Origin of the sequence: Streptomyces argenteolus (genome assembly GCF_042902585.1) — a bacterium.
GTDB lineage: Bacteria > Actinomycetota > Actinomycetes > Streptomycetales > Streptomycetaceae > Streptomyces > Streptomyces argenteolus.
The window spans coordinates 402,973-418,959 of record NZ_JBIBEG010000002.1 but is presented as its reverse complement, the minus strand read 5'-3'; the positions used below and the strand labels follow the sequence as shown (position 1 = coordinate 418,959).

Below are 15,987 nucleotides of genomic sequence, written 5' to 3'. Positions count from 1 at the left end.
ACATCGCGCTCCCCCCGCCCCACGTGGAAGGATGGCCGGAAACTCGCACATCGAAGGAGATGACCGCGTGCCTGGCACGAATCTGACCCGCGAAGAGGCACAGGAGCGGGCGCGCCTGCTGACCGTGGACGCGTACGAGATCGATCTCGACCTCTCCGGCGCGCAGGAGGGCGGCACCTACCGGTCCGTCACCACCGTGCGCTTCGACTCCGCCGAAGCCGGTGCGGAGACCTTCATCGACCTGGTCGCCCCTGCTGTGCACGACATCGTGCTCAACGGCAAGGACCTGGACATCGCCGCCGTCTTCCGGGACTCCCGGATCACGCTGAAGCACCTCAAGGCCGGGGCCAACGAGCTCAAGGTCGTCGCCGACTGCTCGTACACCAACACCGGTGAAGGCCTGCACCGGTTCGTCGACCCGGTCGACGAGCAGGCCTACCTCTACACCCAGTTCGAGGTCCCGGACGCGCGCCGGGTGTTCGCGAACTTCGAGCAGCCCGACCTGAAAGCGACCTTCCGCTTCACCGTGAAAGCGCCGGCCGGCTGGACGGTGATCTCCAACTCGCCGACGCCCGAGCCGCAGGACGACGTCTGGTCCTTCGCGCCCACGCCGCGCATCTCCACCTACATCACGGCGCTGATCGCAGGCCCGTACCACGCGGTGCACAGCAGCTACGAGAAGGACGGCCAGTCCGTCCCGCTCGGCATCTACTGCCGGCCGTCGCTCGCCGAGTACCTCGACGCGGACGAGATCTTCGCCGTCACCCGGCAGGGCTTCGACTGGTTCCAGGAGAAGTTCGACTACGCGTACCCCTTCGCGAAGTACGACCAGCTCTTCGTCCCGGAGTTCAACGCCGGGGCGATGGAGAACGCGGGCGCCGTCACCATCCGCGATCAGTACGTCTTCCGCTCGAAGGTCACCGACGCCGCCTACGAGACGCGCGCCGAGACCATCCTCCACGAGCTGGCCCACATGTGGTTCGGCGACCTGGTCACCATGGAGTGGTGGAACGACCTCTGGCTGAACGAGTCGTTCGCCACCTACACCTCCATCGCGTGCCAGGCGGACGCGGAGGGCTCGAAGTGGCCCCACTCCTGGACCACGTTCGCGAACTCGATGAAGACCTGGGCCTACCGCCAGGACCAGCTGCCCTCGACGCACCCGATCATGGCGGACATCCGGGACCTCGACGACGTCCTGGTGAACTTCGACGGGATCACGTACGCGAAGGGCGCCTCCGTCCTGAAGCAGCTCGTGGCGTACGTCGGCAAGGACGCGTTCTTCACGGGGGTGCAGGCCTACTTCAAGGCGCACGCCTTCGGGAACACGCGTCTGTCGGACCTGCTGGGCGCGCTGGAGGAGACCTCCGGCCGTGACCTGAAGACCTGGTCCAAGGCGTGGCTGGAGACGGCCGGGATCAACATCCTGCGCCCGGAGATCGAGACCGACGAGAACGGCCACGTCACCTCGTTCACCGTGCTCCAGGAGGCTCCGGCGCTCCCCGCCGGCGCGAAGGGCGAGCCCACGCTGCGTCCGCACCGCATCGCCATCGGCTGCTACGACCTCGACGCGGCGGGCAAGCTGGTCCGCACGGACCGGATCGAGCTGGACGTCGACGGCGAGCGCACCACCGTGCCGTTCCCGTCCGGCACGCCGCGCCCGGCGGTCGTCCTGCTCAACGACGACGACCTGTCGTACGCGAAGGTACGCCTCGACGAGGAGTCGCTGCGGGTCGTCACCGCGCACCTGGGTGACTTCACCGAGTCCCTGCCCCGCGCCCTGAGCTGGGCCTCGGCCTGGGACATGACGCGCGACGGCGAGCTGGCGACGCGCGACTACCTGGCGCTGGTGCTCTCCGGGATCGGCAAGGAGACGGACATCGGCGTGGTGCAGTCGCTGCACCGCCAGGTGAAGCTGGCCCTGGACGTCTACGCCGCCCCGGAGTGGCGTGAGTCGGGTCTGAGCCAGTGGACCGAGGCGACGCTGGCGCACCTGCGCGCGGCGGAACCGGCCAGTGACCACCAGCTGGCCTGGGCCCGTGCCTTCGCGGCGACCGCCCGCAGCCCGCTGCACCTGGACGTGCTGCAGTCGCTGCTGGACGGCACCCAGGTGATCGAGGGCCTGGCCGTCGACACCGAGCTGCGCTGGGCGTTCGTGCAGCGCCTGGCGGCGACGGGCCTGCTCGACGAGGAGGAGATCGCCGCCGAGTACGAGCGGGACAGGACGGCGGCGGGCGAGCGCCACGCGGCGTCCGCGCGCGCGGCCCAGCCCTCCGAGGAGGCGAAGGCCGAGGCGTGGGCGTCGGTCGTGGAGTCGGACAAACTGCCGAACTCCCTCCAGGAGTCGGTCATCAGCGGTTTCGTGCAGACCGACCAGCGCGAACTGCTGGCTCCGTACACGGAGAAGTACTTCGCGGCGGTCAAGGACGTCTGGGACTCGCGCAGCCACGAGATGGCCCAGCAGGTGGCGGTCGGCCTGTACCCGGCCCTCCAGGTCTCGCAGGAGACGCTGGACGCCACGGACGCCTGGCTGGAGTCCGCGCAGCCGAGCGCGGCACTGCGCCGGCTGATGTCGGAGTCCAGGGCGGGCGTGGAGCGCGCGCTGAAGGCGCAGGCGGCGGACGCGGCGGCGGCCACCGCGTAACGGCTTCGTCCGAACGGCGAGAGGGCGTCTCCTTCGGGAGGCGCCCTCTTCCGTACCCACCGGCCTGTCGCCCCGGGCCGGAATCCGCGCAGGGCACGGTGGCTCACCGGTGTCCGCCCGGCTGTCTGCCGTGCGTCTCCCCGGCCGCGCGCCCTCGGGGCGCCGAGCGGCTGAGAACCGCCCGGCGGACGGGCGCCGGTGCGCAGCCGTCCGCCGGGCGGGGGTCGTGGGTTACGAGGCCGAGGCCTCGTACCGGCGGGCCAGTTCGGCCGCGCCTGCCTCGGTCAGCGAACCGTGCAGACGCATCCGGGCCACACCGCCGTCGGGGTAGGCGTCCAGGCGGACGTGGGTGACCACGGCCTCGGTGTCCAGCACGAAGCGGTGCGGGGTGTCCGGCTGGAGCCTGGTACGGGGGATGATCTCGAACCACTCGCCGGTGTCGCCGTCGCGGCCGTGCAGGCTGATCCAGCCGGCCGCGTTGCCCTTGAGGTAGGCGGTGTCGATCTCGACCGCGCGGACCGCGCCCTGCGCGGGCAGCCGGAAGCGGACCCAGTCGTTCGTGTCGCGGACCCTGCGGCGGCGGTTCTCCCAGCCGTCGTCCATCTTCCGGGAGGTGCCGGGGAGGATGATCTGGGCCGGCGAGGAGTAGAAGCGGTCCGAGGCGTCCTCGTACGTGCCGCCGTTCAGGATCGAGATCAGGTCGATCGTGCCCAGGGCCGCGAGCCAGGCCGGGTCCGGGACGACCTCGCCGTGGACGCGGAGACGGGCGATGCCGCCGTCGGGGTGCTGGCAGACACGGATGTGGGTGTAGCGGCGGCCTCCCGTGACCTCGAAGCCGTTGGCGGCGTGGCCGCGTACGGGAGTGGGCGGGACCAGCTCCTCCCACTTCACGTCGTCGGCGAGGAGCTCCTGCGGCCCGGGGGCGCCGTCCACGGACGTCGCCTGGACGGAGACGCGCTGCGGGTAGTTGCCGCGGAAGTGTGCCGTGTCGACGACGATGCCACGGACGATCCCGGGGGTGCCGAGCCGGACGATCGCCCAGTCGTGGTCCTCGGGGGCGGGGAAGGGGTGGGCCGCGTCCGCGCCCCGGCGACGGCGGGTCTCCCAGCCGTCCATGATCTTGCCCTTGTGGCCGAAACGCTCGGGGTCGAAGACGGCGGGCTCGCGGATCAGGAGGTTCTCCCGCTCGGCGAAGAACTCGTCGTTGGCGGCGATCACGCCCGCGCCCAGGCGGCGGTCGGCGAGGTCGACCAGCTCGGTGAAGGGGAAGTCGCCCGCGCGGTAGTCGGCGTAGGGGTCACCGCCGCCGTACGGCGCCGCGTCGTTGGCGTGCGGGTCGGTGGAACCGGTCTCCGTGTGCTTCGTGTCGGTGGGCATGCGTCCACTGTGCTGCCGCGCCGTCCGTCAGGTCCATCGAAAGTTTCCGCACGGTTCTTTCAGTTCTGCTGAACGGACCGCTCGGCCACCCGCTGGAGCGCCGCGAGCACCCGGGCGGTCGCCGGGCCCCGTTCCGCGCCCTGCCGCACGGCGGCCACCACGTGGCGGACGGGGCGGTCGGCCTCCAGGACCCGCATCACCACGCCCTCGCGGGGCCGCTCGGAGGCCGAGACCATCCGGGGCACCAGAGCCACGCCCATGCCCGCGCGCACCATGGCGAGAATCGCGGTCCAGCCGGCGGCGCTGTGGGCCTGCTCCGGGACGAAGCCGGCCGTCTCGCAGGCGGCGGTGGTGATCTGCGACCACGGGCCGGACCCGCCGAAGATCCAGGCTTCGCGGGAGAGGTCCGCCAGGCGCAGGGCGGGCGTGCCGGCGAGCGGGTGCCCGGCGGGCAGGGCCACGTCGAGCGGGTCGGCGAGCAGCGGGAGCAGGGTGAAGCGGGGATCCCGGGCCGTCGGGGCGTGGGCGGCGAGGGAGAGGGCGAGATCCACCTCCCCGGCGGACAGCAGTGCGTATGCCTCCGCGGCCTCCGCCTCCCGCACGCGCACCTGGGGTCCCGGACGGTCCTGTGCGGCCAGCAGCCGGACGGCGGGTACGACGAGAGCGGACACGGCCGTGGAGAAGGCGCCGACCCGCACCTGACCCGCCTCGCCCCGCAGATAGCCGGCCAGATCGGCGTCGGCACGCTCCAGCTGGGCGAAGACCGCCTCCGCGTGGCGCAGCACGAGGTGCGCGGCGTCGGTGAGGCGGACCCGGCGGCCCTGCGGCTCCAGCAGCGGTACGCCGAGCTGCGCGGCCAGGTTGGTGAGCTGCTGCGAGACGGCGGACGGCGTCATGAGGAGCGCCTCGGCCGTCGCGGTGACGGTGCCCCGGTCGCGCAGCGTGCGCAGGATGCGAAGCTTCCTGACGTCCCACTCGGTCATGGCCGAAATTTACCCGTGTCCGGACATGCCGGTGCGCCGCGCGGTACTGCGTACCGGCGGCGCACCCGGGGAGCGTCCTAGGCCTGCTTCCTGGACTTGTCGAGGACCATCACGAGTCCGGCGATCACCGCGAACAGGACGATCGGCAGGGCGACGTAGAGGCCGAGGGTCTCCAGCACGCTCAGTCCCGGACCCGGGTCGTCACCGTCGTCGCGGGTGAGCGCGAGCGCCGGGGACGACATGAGCAGCATCATCAGCGTCGTACCGGCCGCAACGGCGCCGGCGCGCATAGCGTTCTTCTTGTCCACGGTGCAAACGTAGCGAACGCCTACGAGGGGCGCGCGTCCGGGGGTGCCGTACGGGCCCTGGGGCCCTCCGGGGCGGCTGCGACGCCCGTGGTGTCCGGACGGCGCGTCAGGACCTCCATGAGCCGGTGGAGCCGGGGCGAGGCCGCGATCTCCTCCAGCGTGACGGGGTGACCCTCCGCGTCGGCGACGGGCAGACGCCAGTTGGGGTACTGGTCCCAGGTGCCGGGCAGGTTCTGCGGACGGCGGTCGCCCACGGTGTCCGGGAGCCAGACGCCCACCATCCGGGCCGGGGTGCGCAGCAGGAACCGGTGGACCGCGCGGACGGCCGCCTCCTCGTCGCCCTCACCCTCGGGCAGCAGCCCCAGCCGGGCCAGATAGCCCAGCCACTCCGCGGTGTCCGCCGCGTCCTGTGCGAGCTCCTGCTCCAGCCCCTGGGCGAGCAGACCGAGGCGGTGGCGGAGCGTCACATGGTCGCCCGTCAGCCGGGCGGCGGTGGAGGGCAGGTCGTGGGTGGTCGCCGTGGCCACACAGTCCTGGCGCCACCGCTCGGGGGCGAGCGGGCGGCCCGTACCCTCCCAGTCCCGCTCGAACCAGAGCACGGAGGTACCGAGCACCCCGCGCCGGGCGAGCGCCTCGCGTACGCCGGGCTCGACGGTGCCGAGGTCCTCCCCTATCACGACGGCACCGGCCCGGTGGGCTTCCAGGACCAGGACGGCGAGCATCGCCTCGGCGTCGTGGGAGACGTAGGCGCCTTCGGTGGGCGGGCGGCCCTCGGGCACCCACCAGAGCCGGAAGAGCCCCATGACGTGGTCGATGCGCAGGGCTCCGGCGTGGGCGAGGAGGCCACGCAGCAGGTGCCGGTAGGGGGCGTATCCGGTCGCTGCCAGGGCGTCGGGGCGCCAGGGCGGCAGCCCCCAGTCCTGACCGTGGGCGTTGAAGGCGTCGGGGGGTGCGCCGACGGACATGCCCTGCGCGAAGGCGTCCTGCTGGGCCCAGGTGTCGGCGCCGTCCGGGTGGACGCCGACGGCGAGGTCGTGGACGATCCCGACGGACATCCCGGCCTCGCGCGCGGCGTCCTGGGCGGTGGCGAGCTGGGTGTCGGTCAGCCAGGCGAGCCGGCAGTGGAAGTCGACCCGCTCCAGGAGTCCGGCGCGGGCGCGGGCGCTCTGCGGGGAGCGAGGGTCACGCAGCCCCTCGGGCCAGGTGCGCCAGCGAGGGCCGTGCACCTCGGCCAGGGCGCACCACAGGGCGTGGTCCTCCAGCGCCTGCCCCTGTGCGGCGAGGAAGTCGCAGTAGGCGGCGCGGCGTCCGGGGGTCAGGGGGACCTGGTGGACGATCTCCAGCGCCTGCTTCTTGAGCTCCCAGACAGCGTCACGGTCGATCAGCGCGCCCTTGTTCAGGACGGCCTCGCGCAGTGCGGCGGCCTGCTGGCGCAGATCGTCGAGGACGGTCCTGCCGGGCTCGTCGACGTGTCCGTACTCCGGGATCGACTCGATGTGCAGATGGATCGGGTCGGGGAAGCGCCGGGAGGAGGGGCGGTACGGAGAGGGGTCGGTGGGGCTCCCGGGGACGGCGGCGTGCAGCGGGTTGACCTGGACGAAGCCGGCGCCGAGGGTCCGCCCGGACCAGGCGGCGAGGTCGGCGAGGTCCGCGAGGTCGCCCATGCCCCAGGAGCGGGCGGAGAGCAGCGAGTAGAGCTGGACGAGGAATCCGTGCGTGCGGCCGGACGGCTGGGGTACGCGGTCGGGAGCGACGACGAGCGTGGCGGTCGCCTGCCGGTGGTCCGGGGTGCGGACCGTGAGCCGGTGGACGCCCAGCGGCGGTTCGGTCCACCAGGCGGGGCTTCCGGGCGCGCTCGCGGCCGGGGCCGACAGCACCCGCAGCCTCAGGGGCGCGGGTGCGTCGGTGGTACCCGGTTCGGGGTCGACCGTCAGGACGGTGCCGGGCGGCAGTGCGCTCAGCACGGCCGGCAGCGGCTCTCCGGACCAGGCCACCACCGTCGGCGGCAGCAGCCGGGAGGCCGCAGCCGATTCGGCCGCGGCGAGGGATCTCCGTACGTCCGCGGGGGTGCCGGCGTCGACGCCCAGGGCGGCGAGCACGGCCGTGACCGTGTCGTCGGGGACGGACACCGTGACATCCGCGGACGGGGAGAAGGAGGTGGCGACGCCGTGCAGTGCGGCGAGCCGGGACAAGCCCATTCAGACTCCTGGGGACTCCATGCCCCCTGCGGTGCCGGGTGCTGTCGGCTCGCTGGTCAGAGGGGCGGTGGCGGCGAGCGGTGGCTCGCTCGTGAGGGGTGTGGCGTCGGCGAGCGGAGGCTCGCTGGTGAGCGGGGCGGCGTCGGCGAACCTGGCCACGCCGGCCAGTCGGGACACGTCGGCGAGCGGGAGCTCGCTGATCATCGGAGGGGCGGTGGTGATCGGGGCGGTCCCGTCTGCCAGCGGATCGGGACCCGTGAGGGCGGGCACCTGTTTGGAGAGGGCGGAGAGCAGAAGCTGCGCTGAAGCGGGCATGGTGGCCTCCTGGCCGTGGACAACAGGACACAGCAGGCCTACCCAGAGGGCGCCGGAGCAGGCGTGGACGTGACATACGCGTTATGACAACGAGCCCAACGTGCCGTGGGTCACATCCCGTTCCCCCGTCCGCCGGATTTGGGCGCTTTTCAGCCATCGGGCGACCATCCGCACCGCCTCCTCCACCCCGGCCCCGGGAGGCCCTCCTCGCCGGTCCCGGCCCCCGGGGGCCGCGACCCGCACCCTGCCGCGCCGGAGCGCTCTGCCCGAAGGAGGCCCGGCCCGATCCGGACGCGGCGCGGCCCCTGCACCCTCGAACCTCGCATCCAGGGCATTTCTGTCATCACGACCACGCACGTTGACACGCTCGCGCCCGGGTGGTGGGCTCGGACGTCACTGCCGGGCGAGGTCAGGACGAAGGAGTACGGCGTGCAGCTCGGTCGCAGAAGGCACGCGACGGCCCTGGCGGTCGCGGTGATCGGCGGGCTTCTCGGCCCGTTCGCGCCGGCCGCGGTCGCGGCCCCCGCCCCTCCCCCGGCGACCGCCCGGGACCGTGCCGACGCCTCGCGTCTGCCGGCCGTCTGGCCCCGGCCGCAGTCCGTGAAGGCGTCCGGGCAGTCCGTCGCCCTGGGCTCCGAGGTCACCCTCCTCGCCGACGCGGGCGCCGATCCGTACGCCGTGCGGGCCCTCAGGGCGCTGCTGCGCGAGGCAGGCGTACGCACGGTGCACGAGGCCCTGCCGGGCGGTGGCCCGGTCATCCGGCTCGGCGGCACGGACGCGGGCCGGGCGCTGCGGGCCCTCGGCGCGGCCGATCGCGCGGATCTGCCGGACGGCGGCTACCGCCTCGCGGTGGGCAGGGCGGACGGCCGGCCGGTGGTCGCCCTGGACGGGGTGGGCGAGGACGGCCTGTTCCACGGCGTCCAGACCCTGCGCCAGCTCGTACGGGAGGGCACCGTGGCCGGAGCGGTGATCCGTGACTGGCCGGGCACCGCCGTGCGGGGCATGGCCGAGGGGTTCTACGGGCAGCCCTGGACCCATCAGGAGCGGCTCGCCCAGCTCGGTTTCATGGGGCGCACGAAGCAGAACCGCTATCTCTACGCGGCCGGGGACGACCCCTACCGGCAGAGCCGCTGGCGGGAGCCGTACCCCGCCGGGGAGCGGGCCGGCTTCCGCGCGCTGGCCGCGAAGGCCCGGGCCGAGCACGTGACGCTGGGCTGGGCCGTCTCGCCGGGTCAGGCGATGTGCATGGCCTCGGACGCGGACGTACGGGCGCTGATCAGGAAGATCGACGCGATGTGGGCGCTGGGGGTGAGGTCCTTCCAGCTGCAGTTCCAGGACGTCAGCTACAGCGAATGGCACTGCGAACGGGACGCCGAGACGTTCGGCAGCGGACCGGAGGCGGCGGCCAGGGCCCAGGCCCGGGTCGCGAGCGCCGTCGCCCGTCACCTCGTGGACCGGCACCCGGGCTCGGAACCGCTGACGGTGATGCCGACCGAGTTCTACCAGGACGGCGCCACCGACTACCGCACGGCACTCGCCACCGAGCTGGACGACCGGGTGCAGGTGGCCTGGACCGGTGTCGGGGTCGTGCCGAGGACCATCACCGGGCGCGAGCTGGCGGGCGCACGGGCGGCCTTCCGCCACCCCCTGGTCACCCTGGACAACTACCCGGTCAACGACTACGCGCGGGACCGGATCTTCCTCGGTCCCTACACCGGCCGCGAACCCGCGGTGGCCGGCGGTTCGGCGGCGCTGCTCGCCAACGCGATGGAGCAGGCCTCGGCGTCCCGCGTCCCGCTCTTCACGGCCGCCGACTTCGCCTGGAACCCGAAGGGCTACCAGCCGCAGGAGTCCTGGCAGGCAGCGCTGGACGATCTCGCGGGCGGCGACGCCTCCGCCCGGGCGGCACTGGAAGCCCTGGCGGGCAACAGCGCCACCTCGGTACTGGGCGGTGACGAGTCGGCGTATCTGAAGCCCCTGCTGGCCGCGTTCTGGGAGTCCCGTTCTGCCGCGGAGAAGCCGGACGCGGCGGCCCGGGACAGGGCGGCGCGTGAGCTGCGGGCGGCCTTCGGGGTGATGCGCCAGACACCCGAACGGCTGAAGACCACCGCGGACGGGCGGCTGGACGACGAGGTCCGGCCGTGGACGGCGCAGCTGGCCCGGTACGGCCGGGCGGGTGAACTCGCCGTCGATCTGCTGCGGGCGCAGGAGCGGGGCGACGGGGCCGCCGCCTGGCAGGCGCTGCTGGCCCTGGAACCCCTGCGTGAGGAGATCGCGGCGGCCGGTGCCACGGTCGGCAAGGGTGTCCTCGACCCCTTCCTGGACCGGGTCCGGAAGGAGGCGGACGCCTGGAACGGCACCGACCGCGACGCGGGGAGGGCGGTCCGGGACGCCCACGGCTACACGCTCAGGCTCGACCGGGCCCGCCCCCTGGAGGCCGTGACCACGCTCGCGCGGCCGGGCGAGGGGGCGAAGGACGCGGTCCTGGAGGCCCATGTGCCGGGCGAGGGCTGGCGCCGTCTCGGCCCCCTGGCGGCGCAGGGCTGGACGCACACCGCGGTGAAGGGACTGCGGGCGGACGCTCTCCGGGTCACGGCCCCGTCCGCCCGCCCGGTCCTGGTGGGCCCTCTGGCCCCGGGGGTCACGGGCACGCCTCCGGGCCGGGCCCTCCTGTCGGTGCGGGCTCTGGTGCCGTGGTTCGGTGACGAGCCGGCCGCCCGGCTCGCCCTCGTACGCGACCGGACGGACGCCGTGATCGGCGGCGGCACGCAGCGGGTCGAGGCACGGCTGGACGGGGGGCGCCCCACCGAGGTCAAGGGCAGGCTGCGGGCGAAGGCGCCCAAGGGCATCGAGGTCGAGGTGCCGAAGCAGACCACGGTGGCGCGCGGCTCGCGCGCGGACGTCCCGGTGGACATCACCGTGCCGGCGGACACCCCGGCGGGCGAGTACGAGGTGCCGCTGAGCTTCGGCGGCGAGGAGAGCACGCTGACCGTGCGGGCCTTCCCGCCCACCTCGGGCCCCGATCTGCTCCGTACGGCCCGGGCGTCCTCGTCCGGCGACGAGACCCCGGACTTCCCGGCGTCCGCGGCCTCGGACGGCGACCCGGAGACCCGCTGGTCCTCACCCGTCGAGGACGGCGCCTGGTGGCAGGCCGAGCTGCCCGCACCGGTCCGGCTGGGACAGGTCGTGCTGCGCTGGCAGGACGCCTACGCCTCCCGCTACCGCGTCCAGGTCTCGGCCGACGGCCGCACCTGGCGTACGGCCGCGACGGTCCGGGAGGGCCGTGGCGGGCGCGAGGCGGTCCGGATGGACGCGAAGGACACCCGCTTCATCCGGATCCAGGGCGACGGCCGCGCCACGGAGTACGGCTACTCGCTGTGGTCGGTGGAGGCGTACGCGGTCGGGGACTGAGGGGCCCGGAACGCGGACGGCCCGGTCTCTCAGGCGGAGACGCCATCGATCCGGGCCATCACGTCGTCCGCGCCGAACGGCTGCAGGTAGGGCAGCCAGCGCGGGTCCCTGTGCCCCGTCCCGATGATCCGCCAGGCGAGGCCGCTGGGCGGTGCCGGCTGGTGGCGCAGCCGCCAGCCCAGCTCGGGCAGGTGACGGTCGGCCTTGACGTGGTTGCACCGGCGGCAGGCCGCCACCACGTTGTCCCAGGCGTGCTGCCCCCCACGGCTGCGCGGAATGACGTGGTCGACGCTGGTCGCGGCGGCCCCGCAGTACATGCAGCGCCCGCCGTCCCTCGCGAAGAGGGCGCGGCGGGTGAGGGGCACGGGCCCTCGGTAGGGAACCCGCACGAAGCGCTTGAGACGGATGACACTGGGCGCCGGCAGAGCACGGGTCGCGCTGTGCATGAAGGCACCGGACTCCTCGAGGCAGATGGCCTTGTTCTCGAGGACGAGGACGAGTGCGCGGCGGAGCGGTACGACGCCGAGCGGCTCGTACGACGCGTTGAGAACCAGGACGTGCGGCACGTGGATGCCTCCTTGTACGCCGGCGGCGCGTGGCTCGCGCCGGGACGATCCGATCTCAGTCTCTCCTCATGCCTGGTCCGAGCGCCACCACGTGCGGGTAACGGGCCGGAAGGATTTTTCTCACGGGCACCCGTGGCCGCCGCCCGGAGGCCCAGGAACGGCCGCCCCAGGCGGCCCACCGGGGCCCGGCGGCACGGAGTCACACCCTCCGCATCCGCGGGTGAGACGTGTCTCTCCCTCCTCCGCGGCAACGAACCACTCCTCCCGCTTCGTTACTGTGGTTGGTCTGCTGTCGTCCCATCTGGAGGTCCCCGTCGTGTCCCTGTCCGCCCTGTTGGCCGCGGCTCCATCCCCCGGGGCGGCCGGTTCGCTGGACGAAGCCGCCGAGCGGGCCGGGAACGCCGCAGGCTGGGTCGAGGAGAACTGGTCCACCTGGCTGAACACCGGTCTGCGCATCATCCTCATCGCCGCGATAGCGATCGTGCTGCGCTATCTGATCCGGCGGGCCCTCACCAACCTCATCGACCGGATGAACCGCAGCGCCCAGGCGGTGGAGGGCACGGCCCTCGGCGGCCTGCTGGTCAACGCGGAACGCCGTCGCCAGCGCTCCGAGGCCATCGGGTCGGTACTCCGCTCGGTCACCTCGTTCCTGATCCTCGGCACGGCGGCCCTGATGATCCTCGGGGCCTTCCAGATCAATCTGGCCCCGCTGCTGGCCTCGGCGGGGGTCGCCGGTGTGGCGCTGGGCTTCGGTGCGCGCAACCTGGTCACCGACTTCCTCTCCGGCGTCTTCATGATCCTGGAGGACCAGTACGGCGTGGGTGACACGGTCGACGCGGGGGTCGCCTCCGGCGAGGTCATCGAGGTGGGCCTGCGGGTGACCAAGCTGCGCGGCGACAACGGCGAGATCTGGTACGTCCGCAACGGCGAGGTGAAGCGGATCGGAAACCTCAGCCAGGGCTGGTCCACCGCGGGTGTCGACGTCACGGTCCGCCCCACGGAGGACCTGGACCGCGTGCGGGCCGCGATCACCGAGGCCGGCGAGACCATGACCAAGGAAGAGCCCTGGTCGGAACGGCTGTGGGGTCCGGTGGAGATCCTCGGCCTGGACGCCGTGCTGCTCGACTCGATGACCGTGCGCGTGACGGCGAAGACCATGCCGGGCAAGTCGCTGGGCGTGGAGCGGGAGCTGCGCTGGCGGATCAAGCAGACGCTGGACGCTGCGGGTATCCGGATGGTCGGCGCCGTACCGCTCCTGACCGAGGGCGAGTCCACCGCCGACCCGACGGCGGCCATGGCGGCCCCGTCGGCGTACGCGTCGACGACGTCGCCGCAGTCGCTGGCGGCGACCCCGATACCGCCGCCCACCAGCCTGACGAAGTAGGACCGGCCACACGCACGGCAAGGGGCGCCCCGCACACCCGCGGGGCGCCCCTTCCGCGTCCCCCGGGCGGCCCGGGCGCACGACTCCGGCAGTTGCCCGGCCCTGCCCATTGACGGGTGGGCGACCCACGCCCTACCTTCCTCTCACCGAACAGGAAACTTTCCTAACAGACGAACGGATGTCTCCGTGACGGCAGGATCCACACCAGGCGTTCCCGGCACTCCGCGTGTCCTTCGCGCCATGAACGACCGCGCGGCCCTGGATCTGCTGCTGGAGCACGGCCCTCTCACCCGTACGAAGATCGGGAAGCTGACGGGGCTGTCGAAGCCGACCGCCTCCCAGCTCTTGGCCCGCCTGGAAGCCGCCGGGCTGGTCGTCGCCACGGGCACGAGCGAGGGTCGGCCCGGACCCAACGCCCAGCTGTACGCGGTGGATGCCCGGGCGGCGTACGTGGCAGGGCTCGATGTGACCGCCCACCGGATCGTCGCCGCCGTCGCCGACGTGACGGGTGGGACCGTCGGCGAGTTCGAGCTGTCCACCGCCGGGCGGCGCGCCGACAGTGCCGTGCGGCAGGTGACGGACGCCCTGGACGGCGCGATCAAGGAGGCCGGGCTCGCCCGCGCGGACGTGCACCGGGTCGTCATCGGCACCCCGGGCGCCTTCGACCCCGGGACGGGACGGCTGCGCTACGCCTCCCACCTGCCCGGGTGGCACTCCCCCACCCTGCTGGACGAGCTGGCGGCCTGTCTGCCGATGCCCGTGGAGTACGAGAACGACGTGAACCTGGTCGCGGTGGCGGAGCAGCGGCTCGGAGCGGCCCGGGGGCACGAGGACTTCGTCCTGCTGTGGAACGAGGAGGGCCTCGGCGCCGCCCTCGTCATCAACGGCAGACTGCACCGCGGCTTCACCGGCGGCGCGGGTGAGGTCGGCTTCCTGCCGGTACCCGGCACCCCGCTGGTGCGCCAGGTGGTCAAGGCGAACGCGGGCGGTTTCCAGGAGCTGGCCGGCGCCCAGGCGGTGCCCCGGCTCGCCACCGCGCTCGGCATCGAGACCCCGCACCAGCCCTACGCGGAGGTCGCCGCCGGACTGCTGGCGCGGGCCGCCGCCGCGTACGGGGAGGACCCCGCACTCACCGAACTGCTGCGGCAGTACGCCCAGCGCCTGGCCACCGGGCTCGCCTCCGTCACCGCGGTGCTCGACCCGGGGCTGATCGTCCTCTCGGGCGGGCTGATCTCCTCGGGCGGGGAGCTCCTGCGGTCCCTGGTCCGCGCCGAGCTGGCCGAGCTCGCGGCCTCCAGGCCGCGCCTCGCCCTCGGCGCGATCGACCGGCACCCGGTGCTGAGGGGCGCCCTGGAACGCGCCCTCGCCGACACCCGCGACGAAGTGTTCGACACCTCGCGCTGACCCTTCGGTCCCCCACTCCTCCCCCTTCCTTCCACTCCTTCCCCGCCACTTGGAGCTTTGTCATGCGCAGAAGCCGCACGATGAACACCGCAGCCGTCGCCGTCGCCGCGATCTCGGTGCTCGCCACCGCCTGTACGGGCCAGAGCGAGTCCGGTGCAAAGGACGACCCGAACGCGAGGACCACGATCAACTTCTGGCACGGCTGGAGCGCGCCCGCCGAGGTGAAGGCCGTCCAGGACAACATCGACCGGTTCGAGAAGACCCACCCCAACATCTCGGTGAAGGTCGTCGGCAACATCAACGACGACAAGCTCAACCAGGCGCTGCGGGCGGGTGGTTCGAACGGGCCGGACGTGGTGTCGTCCTTCACCACGGCCAACGTCGGCAAGTTCTGCTCGTCCGGAGCCTTCGCCGATCTGGGGCCGTTCATCGAGAAGTCGAAGCTGGACCTGGAGAAGACCTTCCCGAGGGTGCTGCTGGACTACACCCAGTTCGAGGGCAAGCGCTGCGCGCTGCCGCTGCTCGCCGACGCCTACGGCCTGTACTACAACAAGGACGCCTTCGAGGAGGCCGGGATCACGGCCCCGCCGAAGACGATGTCCGAACTCGCTTCCGTCGCAAAGAAGCTGACGGTCACCAAGGGCGCCGGCTACGAGCAGCTCGGCTTCATGCCGACCTTCCACGGCTACGAGACGGTGGCGGACCACTACCTGTCCTCGTGGGACCACAGCTACTTCGACGCCGACGGCAAGTCCAACATCGCCAAGGACCCGGCGTTCGCCGAGATGTTCACGTACCAGAAGAAGCTGGTCGAGGACCTGGGCGGCTACGCGAAGCTGGAGAGGTACCGGGGCACCTTCGGCGACGAGTGGGGGGCCAAGCACCCCTTCCACACCGGTCAGGTCGCGATGCAGCTGGACGGTGAGTGGCGCCTCGGGATGGCGACGGACGCCGATGTGCCCTTCGAGATCGGCGTGGCGCCCATGCCCGTCGCCGACGACGAGGCCGACAGCTACGGCAAGGGCTTCCTGTCCGGCACGATCATGGGGATAGCGCCTGCGAGCAGGAAGCAGAACGCGGCCTGGGAGCTGGTGAAGTTCATGACCAGCGACACGCAGGCCGTGGTCGACTTCGCCAACGGCATCCGCAACGTGCCCTCCACCTTCGCGGCCCTGAAGTCCCCGGACCTGAAGTTCGACCCGCGCTTCAAGACCTTCCTGGACATCGCCCAGCACCCGAAGTCCAGCACCCCCGACGGTGCGGTCAACGGGTCGGCCTACCAGCAGACCATCCAGGACTTCGGCTTCCGCTACGAGAAGGGCGCGGTGAAGGACCTGAAGGCGGGCCTGGCGGAGACCGCGGCGCAGATCGACACCGACCTGGCCAAGGCGAAGTAG

Annotated in this window: 11 protein-coding genes; 5 read left to right on the top strand and 6 right to left on the bottom strand. The window is 72.7% G+C overall.

Annotation, left to right across the window (positions count from 1 at the left end; genetic code table 11):
* The first annotated feature begins 67 nt into the window (after positions 1-67).
* Entirely contained in the window at positions 68-2,644 is a 2,577-nt protein-coding gene (gene pepN / locus ACFY8O_RS08445; RefSeq protein WP_387900086.1) for an aminopeptidase N, read from the top strand.
* Positions 2,645-2,875: 231 nt separating this feature from the next.
* On the opposite strand, the gene alc is transcribed toward pepN, so the two are convergent.
* From alc to ACFY8O_RS08420, 5 genes are all read right to left on the bottom strand, one after another.
* Positions 2,876-4,021, bottom strand: coding sequence for an allantoicase (alc, locus tag ACFY8O_RS08440; RefSeq protein ID WP_387900085.1), 1,146 nt, complete (start codon positions 4,019-4,021; stop codon positions 2,876-2,878).
* A gap of 59 nt (positions 4,022-4,080) precedes the next feature.
* A complete protein-coding gene (locus ACFY8O_RS08435; protein ID WP_387900083.1) occupies positions 4,081-5,004 on the bottom strand; it encodes a LysR family transcriptional regulator in 924 nt (307 codons plus the stop codon).
* Between the two features lie 77 nt (positions 5,005-5,081).
* Positions 5,082-5,312, bottom strand: a complete 231-nt coding sequence (locus tag ACFY8O_RS08430; RefSeq protein ID WP_449341822.1) for a hypothetical protein — start codon at positions 5,310-5,312, stop codon at positions 5,082-5,084.
* Positions 5,313-5,332: 20 nt separating this feature from the next.
* Positions 5,333-7,510 carry a 4-alpha-glucanotransferase gene (malQ, locus tag ACFY8O_RS08425; protein ID WP_145801506.1) on the bottom strand — a complete coding sequence of 726 codons (2,178 nt, stop codon included), beginning with the start codon at positions 7,508-7,510 and terminating at the stop codon, positions 5,333-5,335.
* Positions 7,511-7,825 (bottom strand): hypothetical protein, encoded by a 315-nt coding sequence (locus tag ACFY8O_RS08420; RefSeq protein ID WP_387900080.1) that lies wholly within the window; start codon positions 7,823-7,825, stop codon positions 7,511-7,513.
* 429 nt (positions 7,826-8,254) lie between these two features.
* On the opposite strand from ACFY8O_RS08420, the gene ACFY8O_RS08415 reads away from it, so the two are divergent.
* On the top strand, positions 8,255-11,236 hold the full coding sequence (locus ACFY8O_RS08415; protein ID WP_387900078.1) for a beta-N-acetylglucosaminidase domain-containing protein: 2,982 nt from the start codon (positions 8,255-8,257) through the stop codon (positions 11,234-11,236).
* 29 nt (positions 11,237-11,265) lie between these two features.
* Here the strand turns inward: ACFY8O_RS08415 and ACFY8O_RS08410 are convergent, their stop codons facing one another.
* The gene (locus ACFY8O_RS08410; protein ID WP_145801502.1) at positions 11,266-11,802 is read right to left on the bottom strand and encodes an HNH endonuclease; all 537 of its coding nucleotides are present in this window, start codon (positions 11,800-11,802) and stop codon (positions 11,266-11,268) included.
* A 316-nt stretch (positions 11,803-12,118) separates the two neighbouring features.
* Here ACFY8O_RS08410 and ACFY8O_RS08405 point away from each other — a divergent pair, with 316 nt between their 5' ends.
* The 3 genes from ACFY8O_RS08405 (at position 12,119) to ACFY8O_RS08395 (ending at position 15,987) form a co-directional block, all read left to right on the top strand.
* Entirely contained in the window at positions 12,119-13,186 is a 1,068-nt protein-coding gene (locus tag ACFY8O_RS08405; protein ID WP_145801501.1) for a mechanosensitive ion channel family protein, read from the top strand.
* A gap of 240 nt (positions 13,187-13,426) precedes the next feature.
* Complete coding sequence (locus ACFY8O_RS08400) at positions 13,427-14,590, top strand: ROK family transcriptional regulator (RefSeq protein WP_145801500.1); 1,164 nt, start codon at positions 13,427-13,429, stop codon at positions 14,588-14,590.
* Between the two features lie 62 nt (positions 14,591-14,652).
* Positions 14,653-15,987 carry an ABC transporter substrate-binding protein gene (locus tag ACFY8O_RS08395; RefSeq protein WP_387900075.1) on the top strand — a complete coding sequence of 445 codons (1,335 nt, stop codon included), beginning with the start codon at positions 14,653-14,655 and terminating at the stop codon, positions 15,985-15,987.

What these genes read in the sequence shown, in the direction of transcription:
- alc (WP_387900085.1), bottom strand. Translation starts at nt 4,021, where the DNA reads ATGCCCACCGACACGAAGCACACGGAGACCGGTTCCACCGACCCGCAC.
- ACFY8O_RS08435 (WP_387900083.1), bottom strand. Translation starts at nt 5,004, where the DNA reads ATGACCGAGTGGGACGTCAGGAAGCTTCGCATCCTGCGCACGCTGCGC.
- malQ (WP_145801506.1), bottom strand. Translation starts at nt 7,510, where the DNA reads ATGGGCTTGTCCCGGCTCGCCGCACTGCACGGCGTCGCCACCTCCTTC.
- ACFY8O_RS08420 (WP_387900080.1), bottom strand. Translation starts at nt 7,825, where the DNA reads ATGCCCGCTTCAGCGCAGCTTCTGCTCTCCGCCCTCTCCAAACAGGTG.
- ACFY8O_RS08400 (WP_145801500.1), top strand. Translation starts at nt 13,427, where the DNA reads ATGAACGACCGCGCGGCCCTGGATCTGCTGCTGGAGCACGGCCCTCTC.
- ACFY8O_RS08395 (WP_387900075.1), top strand. Translation starts at nt 14,653, where the DNA reads ATGCGCAGAAGCCGCACGATGAACACCGCAGCCGTCGCCGTCGCCGCG.